The 10,011-nt window shown below is 62.8% G+C and carries 7 protein-coding genes and 2 pseudogenes; 8 read left to right on the top strand and 1 reads right to left on the bottom strand.

Translation table 11 applies throughout. The features are described from left to right. Positions 1 to 128: 128 nt before the first annotated feature. Complete coding sequence (locus IHD13_RS18330; RefSeq protein WP_230086402.1) at positions 129 to 716, top strand: hypothetical protein; 588 nt, start codon at positions 129 to 131, stop codon at positions 714 to 716. Positions 717 to 941: 225 nt separating this feature from the next. After that, positions 942 to 1,139, top strand: a complete 198-nt coding sequence (locus IHD13_RS17465; protein WP_195862316.1) for a hypothetical protein — start codon at positions 942 to 944, stop codon at positions 1,137 to 1,139. A 65-nt stretch (positions 1,140 to 1,204) separates the two neighbouring features. On the opposite strand, the pseudogene IHD13_RS17460 reads toward IHD13_RS17465, so the two are convergent. Beyond that, positions 1,205 to 1,507, bottom strand: a pseudogene (locus IHD13_RS17460) (transketolase C-terminal domain-containing protein); the annotation flags it as partial. On the opposite strand from IHD13_RS17460, the pseudogene IHD13_RS17455 reads away from it, so the two are divergent. The 6 genes and pseudogenes from IHD13_RS17455 to IHD13_RS17430 all read left to right on the top strand — a co-directional run. Further along, positions 1,505 to 3,002 (top strand): annotated as a pseudogene (locus IHD13_RS17455) (type VI secretion system Vgr family protein); the annotation flags it as partial. The pseudogenes IHD13_RS17460 and IHD13_RS17455 overlap by 3 nt on opposite strands. Then, positions 3,003 to 3,929, top strand: coding sequence for a DUF4123 domain-containing protein (locus IHD13_RS17450; RefSeq protein WP_195862315.1), 927 nt, complete (start codon positions 3,003 to 3,005; stop codon positions 3,927 to 3,929). Beyond that, positions 3,922 to 7,296: a T6SS effector BTH_I2691 family protein gene (locus tag IHD13_RS17445; protein WP_195862314.1), complete on the top strand. Its 3,375-nt coding sequence runs from the start codon at positions 3,922 to 3,924 to the stop codon at positions 7,294 to 7,296. The genes IHD13_RS17450 and IHD13_RS17445 overlap by 8 nt, the downstream gene beginning before the upstream one ends. 15 nt (positions 7,297 to 7,311) lie before the next feature. Further along, positions 7,312 to 8,064, top strand: coding sequence for a hypothetical protein (locus tag IHD13_RS17440; protein WP_195862313.1), 753 nt, complete (start codon positions 7,312 to 7,314; stop codon positions 8,062 to 8,064). Between the two features lie 814 nt (positions 8,065 to 8,878). Next, the gene (locus IHD13_RS18325) at positions 8,879 to 9,691 is read left to right on the top strand and encodes a hypothetical protein (protein ID WP_230086401.1); all 813 of its coding nucleotides are present in this window, start codon (positions 8,879 to 8,881) and stop codon (positions 9,689 to 9,691) included. A gap of 33 nt (positions 9,692 to 9,724) precedes the next feature. After that, a partial coding sequence (locus IHD13_RS17430) for a hypothetical protein (protein ID WP_195862311.1) occupies positions 9,725 to 10,011 on the top strand: 287 nt, incomplete at its 3' end.

The raw sequence follows: 10,011 nt of genomic DNA, 5'->3' as shown, positions 1-10,011 counted from the left end.
CAATCTGTCACTGATTATATGATCGGTTACTACAGCAGTCTCAGGTCGCACAAGCATAACGATGGACTGCCGCCGAACATGGCAGAAAAGAACTACTGGAATGCTCAAAACTCAGCGGCCAAAAACGCTTGACCACTACAGCCCTGTACCAGGACCTTCAGCATCATGATGCGAGCATAAGCCTTGTGCTCAGAACAAAGAGCGGAAGAGTCGTCACGGCCCCCAGCAAGGCAGGCATTGGAGAGATCAGGAACGAAAGCAACAAACCCCTCTTCATAATGAACCAGAAAGAGAGCCTCGTAAACCTGAAGCACGCCGGAGAACTTCAGGCCCCCTTGCTCGATTTTCTGAAGGAACGAGGCGTCGATCAACAGGAGGTCAGTTCTGACCTGGGGATTATCTGTACCATGATCTACGTCGCATTGATCGCAGGCGTTGGGCTCTTCTACACCTCCAGCAATAATATCGAATTCCTTTACCCCTACCTCCTTGCCTGCGTGGCCTTCACCCTCTCGGGCCTGGCATTGATGTCATATGCTTATAAGCCTGGCCAAGAGAAGTGGTCCATTCCGTCCATGGTACTCCTCGCCATCGGTGCCTTGCCCACCTCGCCTTCGAGCCTCCTGGTACTGCCGATGATCAAAACCTTCGGTCGCGCCAAGCTGCATCGGCTGCTTAACCAGGATAGTAAAGAGGCAAAAGCGTCCCATGGCTAGTGCCCGCTACGGCATCGTCCCCCTACCCCACACAGGAGAATGAAACAGTGAGCAAGGAAGCAGAGAAGGCCGTATTCCAGGACCTGGATTTCGAGTGCCCCGCCTGCGCCTCCCATTTTTGCGAGGACTCGGAGTGGGTCACTGGCATCCAGGACGGCCGCTTGTCCCGGCTGTGGTAGCGAGTTGCGGATCCAGGCAGAAGAGGAGGAACAGCTGGCGGATTTCATGAAGAGGAAGGGACGCTTCGGGAAGGCGATGTTTGCCTTTATGCTGCCCTACGGTATCGGTGGGCTGATCGTCGCCCTCTTTTTTGGCGGGCTCGGCTTTATGCTCTATCTACCCGTCGGGCTGGTGATCTTCTCGCTGCTGAAGCTGCTGTTCGATAACCGCTCCGATCTGTCGGTTCGCCTGGATCAAGCCTAGTTCGCTCTAACGACGAGGGGCCTCCCACTTAGCGGGAGGCCCCTTGTCGTTGGTGGCCCCAGCGATCAGCCCAACCGGGCGCGAATGGCCGCTTCGATGCCGGCGGCGTCGAGGCCGCAGTCGGCGAGCAGTTCCGCGGGCTTGCCGTGCTCGACGAAGGCATCGGGCAGGCCCAGTTGCAGCAGTGGGGCCGGGATGCCCTCGGCGGCCAGCAGCTCGGCCACGGCGCTGCCGGCGCCACCGGCCACCACGTTCTCCTCCAGGGTCACCAGCAGGTCGTGGTCGGCGACGGCGGCCAGCACGGCGTCCCGGTCCAGCGGCTTCACCGAGCGCATATTGAGGTGACTGGCGTCGAGGCGTTCGGCCACCGCCTGGTGTTCGCCGACGATCCCCAGGTGCTGGGCGCCCTGGGGCCGCGGACCTACCATGGCCGCGCCGGCGGCACCCCGCCACAGCGCCACCTGCGCAAGCTCAAGCAGGTCTCGCGGGTGGCCCCGGCCAGCGCCGTGCTCAAGGACTACAGCTTCAAGCAGCCGGCCTATGCCCAGCTTCACGAGCACGCCGCCGCCGACCTCGAGACCCACGCCCAACGCGACGACTACGAGCACTACGACTACCCGGGCCGCTACAAGGCCGACGCCTCCGGCGCGGCCTTTACCCGCATCCGCCTCGAGGCGCTGCGCCGCCGAGGCCGAGAGCGACCTGCCGGAGCTGGCCCCCGGCACCCGCTTCACCCTCGAGGGCCACGACCTCGACGAGACGAACCGCGACTGGCAGGTGCTGGCGGCGGTTCACACCGGCACCCAGCCCCAGGCCCTGGAGGAGGAGGCCACCCAGGCCGATGGCCTGACCACCCTCGCCAATACCCTGGTGCTGGCCCCCGCCGACCGGGCCTGGCGCCCCGAACCGCCCGTCCGGCCCCGGGTCGACGGCCCCCAGGTGGCCTTCGTGGTGGGCCCCGAGGGCGAGGAGATCCACTGCGACGAACACGGCCGGGTCAAGGTGCAGTTCCCCTGGGACCGCTATGCGGAGCCCAACGAGACGGCGAGCGCCTGGCTGCGGGTCAGCCAGGGCTGGGCCGGCGGTGGCTATGGCAGCCTGGCCATCCCGCGCATCGGCCACGAGGTGATCGTCTCCTTCCTGGAGGGCGACCCGGACCAGCCGCTGATCACCGGACGCACTTACCACGCGGTCAACACCCCGCCCTACGCGCTGCCCGAGCACAAGACCCGCACCGTGCTGCGCACCCAGAGCCACCAGGGCGAGGGCTTCAACGAGCTGCGCTTCGAGGACCAGGCCGACCAGGAGCAGATCTGGCTGCACGCCCAGAAGGACCTGGAATTACTCACCAATAACGACCGCACCGAGGAGGTCGGCAACGACAGCCACCTCAAGGTGCACCACGACCGCATCAGTGAAATCGACAGCGACGACCACCTCACCGTGCACGGCAACCGCCACGCCCAGGTGGACGGCGACGACCACCTGATCGTCGGCGCCAGCCGCCACGAGCGCTACGGCCGCGCCCAACTGGTGGAGGCCGGCCAGGAGGTCCACCACAAGGCCGGCATGAAGGTGGTGATCGAGGCCGGCGCCGAGATCACCCTCCAGGCCGGCGGCAGCTTCGTCAAGCTCGACCCCTCTGGGGTCACCATCAGCGGCGCCAGCGTCAAGATCAACTCCGGCGGCAGCCCCGGCTCGGGCAGCGGCCAGGCCGCCGAGGCCCCGCAACTGCCGCGGCAGGCCACGGCGGAGAGCCACCAAGCGATTGCCCCGATCAATCGCCCCGCACAGCTGAAGGCCCTGCTCCGGGAGCCCGCCAGTTGCGAGATCTGCGAAGACTCGAGCCAGGGGAGTCATTAAATGAAGTCCGCCCGGGCAGTCACCCATGTGCTGGTGGATGGCGTGCGTTATCCCGACGCCCTCAGGCGCCTGTACGCGCGCGACGACCTCGATGAGATCGAGCCGCTCTACCTGATGACCCGCTGGTCCGCTCTAGCCGAACAGGGGCCGATCCTGGCGCGCCTGAAGGGCACCGGCCTGGCCGATGAAGCACGTGCCGGCGGCAACGAAAGGCTACCGTGTGCGCTCTCGCTGCTGAGCAGCGAAGCGAGCACCGACGAGCTGGGTGACCACCTTCGTCAGTGCGTCACCTTTCAGGAAGAAGGCCAATCCGAGAAGTTGCTGCGCTTCGCCGATCCGCTGGTGACACGCCACTGGTTGGCCAGCTACGGTAGCAACGTGCCGGCGGCTCTTATGGGCCCCATCGCCACCTGGTGGGTCGCGGACTGGTCGCCGAACTGGGTGGAGCCACGCCCCCTTCGGTGGCAAGCCTTTCATGCCGATGGCGCCACTGCGGCCCCGGATGCGCCCATCCCACCCATGGGGCCTGCTCAACTGGCCGCGCTTGATGCGGTGGCACGCTGGCGGCTCAAGGAGCGCCTGACCACCCACTTCGCGACTCAGGCCACCACGGCTTGGCACGCCCTGCCCGTGGCTGAGCGTGGTGACTGGCTCGACGCACGTCTTGACGACGCCATCGTATGGGGCGCATCGACCGAGCGACAACTGGCCATCTGGGTGGACCTTAGCCTGCACTGGGGCGAAGACTTCATGACCGCTCACGACGGGCTGTATGCCCGCTGGGTGGCCACGCTCCCCCCGGGGGCGCGACCCGCTCGCCCCGACAGCCTCTATGCCCTGGATGCCTGGTGCCGTTTGCCCGAGGCCCAGCGGCAGGGTGTCGTAACCTCATCAACGCCCTCATCAAGCGAGGTCTCTCATGGCTGACACGGATGTCCAAAGTACGGCGCGAGATGCCGCGTTCGACGAAACGTCCTTCGGTGGTGGTGTCTGCCCGCTGCTGATCGATGTCACGCTGTTCCCGGTGCGCTACGCCATCGACGAAGCTCCCAGTCAGGCCGATGAGCCGGCTCCTCACCCGTTGTCTGAGCGCTGGCAAGGCCCTGATTACCCCAGCCTGGCAACGCGGGGCTACACCCTGCGACAGCTGCGCGATGGCTGGCTCTATGTGTATGTCGAAGAGAACGGCGAACAGCGCATCGATGAGTATGTCGTAGACGGCGCGACCTTCAATGACGAGCCGCACCTCACCTACTCCACGCGTGCCCACCTGGCCTTGGCCTACTCGTCAGTGCAGTGGACCGAGCGCATCCGCGAGCATATGCTCGCCGACGCCGAGACGCGTCAGCGCCTGATGCGGCCGCTCGACCTGATGGCGGCCTTATGCGCCACCACGGCTACCGGTAACGCGCCTTTGCCGGCGCATGTCGGCCCGCTGACCTCGCTTGGCGAGCATGTAGCGGATATCCCCCCAAACGGCGCAGTAGACAACTTTACCTCCACCACCGTGGCCACCGTCGAATGGGGCAGCGATGTAGCAGACGCCGGCGATGACGGCGAAGAGAGCGTTTACGAAGTACTCGCCCAGAAGCCTGAAATCACCCAGGACAGCGTACTGGCCAACGTCAAAAAACATGACGAAGCGCTGTTCGTGGCCCTGGATGACGACCTCGGTATCGTCAACGATCTGACCATGGCGCTATTGGGTCGGGAAGCGGAGCTGGAAGCCTTCCTCGACGAACATGGCCACAAGCTGGAAACAGCCCTGGTGACGCAGGCCCTATGTGGCCCCGACGACAGCAATCTGCCAGAGGCGCTGCAGGAAAATAGCGAGGCTCGTCGCCGTGTCCTTGCCCTCCTGGAGCGCCATCATCAGGCCACGGTCGAGGCAGCCGCTCAGGAAGCAGAAAGCCAGATGATTTGGGCACGCACCGGCACCCAGCACATCTCCCAGGCGGCACTGGAAACCCACGAGACGCTTCGCGAGAGCGAAGCCGAACTACGTGAATTGGGTGTGACGCCTCCCAGTCGCGAGGCTCATGACTCCTGGCAAAGCCGTGGGCTCTGGCGCTATGACGTTGACTACGCAGGCGCCATGGATTTCATCCACATGCATCAGCCGCGTCTCGAGCGCCTACAAGCCCATGCTCAATCCGCACTCGACGATGTTCTGGCCTGGCTCGAGCGCCTTCCCACTGACGCAGAAGCCTTATGTTACGACCCCACTGATGACGCGCAGTGTCAGGGGTTGATCGAGTTCACGGCCATGATCAGCGAAGCCGTGGGGGCCAGCAAACAAGGACGGCAATGGCTCACCGACACCTTCCGGGAACGCGATACCCTGATCGGTACTGGGCCCTTCAATTTCAGCCCGGCCCTGAGCGCCGCCTTCGAAGCCATTGCCCAGGAGTGGCTGGATGGCACGCCTCCCGGGGATACCGGCAGCGGCATGAGTATCAGCGATACCACCGACCTCTCCAACGCCGCCAATAACCTCAAGAGCGTCCTGGATCTCGAGCACGTTCAGCAATCGGCGATCTTCCAGGCCCTGGCCGCTCCGATCCAGGAGACCTTCGCTACCCTGCAGCGAGTCGTCGCCGGTGCCGGCAAGACCGCCTGGGAGGCCCTCGCCTACCAGGCGTTGCCCGCGGCCGGGGCCGGGGCGCAAGTAGCCACCCAGCAAATCGCCAGGGGGACCTCGATTGCCATGCTGGCGGCCTTCGTTCACCCCGATAATCAGGGTACCTTCTTGCAGCGCAACGGCGAGGCCTTGGCCCAGCAGCGCCGTTGGCGTGCCGGCATGCTGCGCCTGTCGACGCAGATCAAGACCCAGCGACTACTGCTACGAGCCCCCATGTCCCCTGGCCGGCGTGCCGAGCTGTTCCGCACGATCAGCTCGCTCGAAAATGACTACCGGGCCTTGGCACTGCAAGAGCCAAAGCGCTTTACCGCAGGTCCTGCCCAGGGCGCAACGGCACCGTTTGCCTCCCTGGGCTTCGACGAACTGCGCGAGCAGCATCGCCTGCGCGTCGAGCAGGCCGCAGGGGGTGCCGCCGCCGCCCGTCAGCGCATGACCCAATGGATGGAGCGACGTGGTATCGGCGGCCTGCCACTGCTGGTCGCCGCGCTCAATCTGGTCAATGTCGCCGATAGCGTGCGAACGGCCCAGCAGGACGGGATGAACCGGGCCGATATGGAAAAGATCGCCAGCCAGGCCAGCTACGCCAGTGCCGCGGTAATGGCACTATGGGTTATGCCCTACTGGCAGCGGCATGCCAATAGAACGGCCTCGTTGCGTGGAACCGCGAGGAGAATAACCGGAGCAGGAATATCCCGGTGGCACGCCGCCGGGCAAGCCAGTGCAGCACGAATCGCCGCCAAGCTATCGAGTCGAGTCGCGGGTATGGCGGCCTTTGCGACTATCGGGGCAGGTATTGAATCCTGGCAGATCTATCAACAACGTGGGTCATCGACAAGTAACGAGGAGTATCGTGCTCTTACTGCAAAATTTTACGTTACTACCGGTATGTCTATTGTCGGAGGTGCCCAGCTTGGAGGAGCCCTATTCGGCCGCTGGTTTGCCTTTGGCTGGATTCTTGCTCCTTGGGCTAGCTGGGCACTTCTGGCTCTAAGTGTTGGCTATCTGCTTGCCTCCATGCTCGCCGATCACTATCACCGCGAGGGGGTTCGTCTATGGCTCCATCAGAGCACCTGGGGCAAGGCCAAGCGGTGGTCCGATAGCGATGCCGAGCGGGTCGCCGAGCTGCGTGCGCTCAACGAGGCTCTCTTGGCTCCCTCGCTCAAGCTGACACCGGTAGTCACGGCCAAGGCCGAGTTCGATATATCACAGACTTCTTCTCAATTCTCGCCTGGTAGAAGGGTGGAAACGCTGCAAGGCTACTGGATTCAGCTGGCCCTGCCCGCCGCCCTGGGGGGTGAAAAGGTGACGATCTCGCAGAGTGCCGCGGGTGGCTTCTGGGCCTCATCGGAGAGCCTTGGTGAGCGTCCGACCAGCGGGCAGGATCGAGAACTGCCTGAAGCTGCAACCTACGGTGAGGATGACCCGCTGCGGGTCTGGCAGGCCTGGCTGCCTGCCGATCAGCTACCGGACGACCAGCCCTTCCTATTCGGGGTATCCTATGACGAAGCCGTGTATGGCGATAGCAACGGTGGGCTCGGCTTCACTTTCTACAAAGCCGAGCCGAGACAGGGCAAGTACGAGGTAGAGGTCGACGGTCGGTACCGCGGACTGAACTCATCGGCGACCATCGAGCTGACCGTACCGACCCCTTAGGAGACGAAAACGACCATGTGGTTTATCCAACCCAAGCAGGATTATGTGGCACAGATGCCATGGAAGCATGCCGATGAGCCGGCACTAATGGCGTGGCAGATACGCGCAAGAAATTACAACACCTTCATTGCCAATGTGCTTTTTTTTATTATGCTTTTTGCATGCTTGATTGTTGGATTTTTATTGTTCATGGCCGAAGAAAAATTACTTCCCTCACTATTAGGGGGAGGGGGGATGTTTCTATTTGGCGTGCTTATCACCATGAGTATGACTCATCAGACTGCCATTATCGTCTACCGCCTTACCGACAAGCGTATCGAGGTGTTCTCCTGGAAGCCTCAGATCGACTCGGTCAAGCCGGTCATGACCTGGACGGCCATCGGCTCCGGCGTGCTGGTGCTCTTCCTGATATTCATCGATCCGGCTTTTCTTATTGCCGCTATCGGGCCCGTTGGCATAGGGATCGCCGCCGCACTGATGGGCACGTCCAAGAACTACCAATCGATGGTGCGTGACGATCAGTACCATGAAATCGACTGGAAGAACGCGGAAGAAATCGCCGTCTGGCGACAGCGCGCCGTCATCGGCCTGCGCTTCACCTACCACGATAGCGAAGATGGATCCAGCTATCTCGCCTATAAGACGCTCTATTGCCATAAGCAAGACCTCGACAAGAGCATCGCCTTTATTAGAGAGAAGCTGCCCAAGACGCCTTACCGTGAATGCAAGCTGGACGTCGACTCGGATGGCGCCTTCGCGGTGGATTGACACTGGCACGATATCTCATATGCCCGCTGGCCGACACCTCGCCAAGAAGGCCACACATAGCGAGAGCCATCCAGTCATTTCGTTGTCCCGGCGCCACACGGAACGTGGCGCCCATTCTCACCCGCCAGGGAAGGCGCCCGACCGTCTTCCCCGGCGGTAGCGTGGCACACCCCTCTCCGCGGAGTGGCGCCCCCTGCCTGCCCTCGGCGATCGCTTTCTCACCCGCTGGAAGGTGGGCAACTGGCCAGCCATGTCATTGACGGCCTGGCAATAACGACAAGGGATTTGACGCACCATGCCCACACCAACCATCGACGATTCGCTGCCCCCCATGCGCGCCGGCGAGCGGGAAAGCCGCGCCGGGGGCAAGCAGTACTGCCTAAGCCCCCTGCCCCTGCCCACCGATAGCGAGCAGGGGGTGGACGTCGCCCATATCGACGTTCGCCACGACGAGACCACCATGGACCTGCGCCAGGGGGCTAGTCACGAGAGCCTAATGACCACGGGTCATATCGCCAGTGGATTGGCAATATTTATGGCAGCCTTTGGGATAGTGCTACTGCTTATGGCCATTATCAAAGGGTCATTGCCATTCCAAGTCATAGTTTGGTGGGTAGGGGCCCTCTATGGGGTTCTGCTTTTCCCTTTCTTCACAGGGATTGCCTTTCCCAATGTTGTCCTTAAGCGAATCCCTCCTATTCGCCTGCATCGCCAGCGCCGCGAGGTGGCCTTTGTAGTGGACAACCCAGGGAAGCGTTTCTGGCTCCCATCCCCTACGAACATGTGGCTAATGGCATTTTCAGGTGCCATTGCCATGCCAACTGGCGCTCTGGCATTCACAGGGAGCTATGACTGGCTGACCTCATCGGAAGCGACCTTCCCTATTAAAATACTGCTTCTGCATATCGCTTCCCTGGTCTTTCTTCCCCTCTATCCCCATTTCTATGACTTCTGCCGCAAGCGCGCCGGCCAGGAGCGCCAGACGGTACTGGTGCCCTGGGAGGACGTGATCGCCCTGGCGGTCTTCAACCCCAGCCTCAGCGCCGGGGCCGTCACCGGCTTCGGCTGGAACTTCGCCCTGCTGCCCCCCGATCCCGAGCGCCCGGGTTATACCCTGCCCGGAGCCGGTATCGTCGTCGGCGTCGGCGGCCTGCCGGGGGCGCTGGCCCAGTGGGAGTATATTCGCCGCTTTATGGAGGAGGGCCCCGAAGCCATTACCCCCTCGGCCCAGGAGTGGGGCCTGGAGTGGTACGACGCCTACGTGGCCCGTGAAAAAGCGGCATGTGAGCGCACCAACGACATGGCCCGCTGGCGGCGTTTTCGGCGCAAGCGCCGCTGGGAGCACGCCCGCCTCGCCCACTGGTACACCGAGTACCGCATGAAGCATGTGCTGCCCAAGGCGGTTCCCCAGGACTGGTTGGCCGAGTGGTCCAAGCCGCTGCCCAAGGCGCAGTGGGCCAAGCCCTCCCGGCAGCTGAACGAACTCGGCGAACAGCTACGCGCCGCCTATCAGCGTGGCGAGCAGTTCATCGAGATGGGCGATATCGAGCAACGCTTCGGTGTCGAGGCGGCGCCCGCACCCCGCTCGGCATACCGAACACTGCCTTTCAGGCACTGCCAAGCCTGACCACCACACAAGCGACTCAAGGAAGAGCATACGATGAAGCAGGAAAAATTCCCGCTGGATACCATGGCCGTTCTCACCTGTCCGGCCTGCCAGGGTACCTGGCCTCTCAACTGGAACGACTCGAAGGCCCTGCAGGAAGCCCAATCAGTACCTTGCCCCCAGTGCAACCACCAGGGTCAACTGAGTGACACTCAGCACTCGGACTTGTCCGCCCACCTGGATAATGTCGAAAAAGTCACCGGAAAAGGCTCGACCCTGGTCACGGTATCGGGGCTGGCGGCCTTCCTGGTGGGGATCGGCAGCTTCTTTGGCTTGGTTCC

It is taken from the genome of Halomonas sp. 328, from assembly GCF_015645095.1.
Lineage (GTDB): Bacteria > Pseudomonadota > Gammaproteobacteria > Pseudomonadales > Halomonadaceae > Bisbaumannia.
Note: the sequence above shows the minus strand (reverse complement) of the source record. Positions and strands in the feature narration are given on the sequence as shown.